Annotated in this window: 1 pseudogene; it reads left to right on the forward strand. The window is 38.4% G+C overall.

The features are described 5' to 3' along the window. Positions 1–761: pseudogene (locus DS2_RS20635) on the forward strand (hypothetical protein); the annotation flags it as partial.

Raw genomic sequence — 761 nt, forward strand, 5'->3', positions numbered from 1 at the left:
CTATTACGATGAACAACATCGTGTATGCAGAATTATGCGCAGTGATACAGGGACTAAGTTGTACGGATACAATGACTTTGGTCAAATGATTTGGTCTACTGAACACTATAGTTCACCATGGTCAGCGACCAGTTTTCAGCCAGATTCTTGTCCGACGACACAAGATGTGCCCAATGCATATAAGACTACTTATCAATATGATAATCATGGGAATACTCGACAAGTTTTATATGCAGACTCTACTCCTGACAAAACTTATACCTTTGATAAATTGGGTAAGCTGCTAACTGTAGAATCAAATGAATATGTACAGTCATACGGATACAATGCGCTTGGTTTACTGGAAGAAGAGCGATTACAACTAGCTAATGGTAAAACTTATGAAGTTAGCTATAGCTACAACTCGCTAGGGCATAGGGACTTAATGCTTTATCCAGATCAAGATAACCCAATTAATTACAAGCCAAATATTTTAGGACAGCCGACCCAGTTGATCATAGAAGGTGGTCAAACTTTTGTGAAAAATGGTGTAAGTTATCATGCCAATGGTGCAATAAAACAATTCATTTATGGCAATGGGGTTATTCATAATACCACGCTTACTGTTGGGCAATTACCTGAAACCATTTCTGATTTAAACGGCGCCAGCATTTACAACAAGCTGACATATAGTTACGACGCAAACAAAAACATCAATCGTATTGACGATGGTAGCTCTTCTTACTGGTCTATCAATAGCTTGAGTTATGACGGGTTGGATA

The organism is Catenovulum agarivorans DS-2 (genome assembly GCF_000568405.1).
GTDB lineage: Bacteria > Pseudomonadota > Gammaproteobacteria > Enterobacterales > Alteromonadaceae > Catenovulum > Catenovulum agarivorans_A.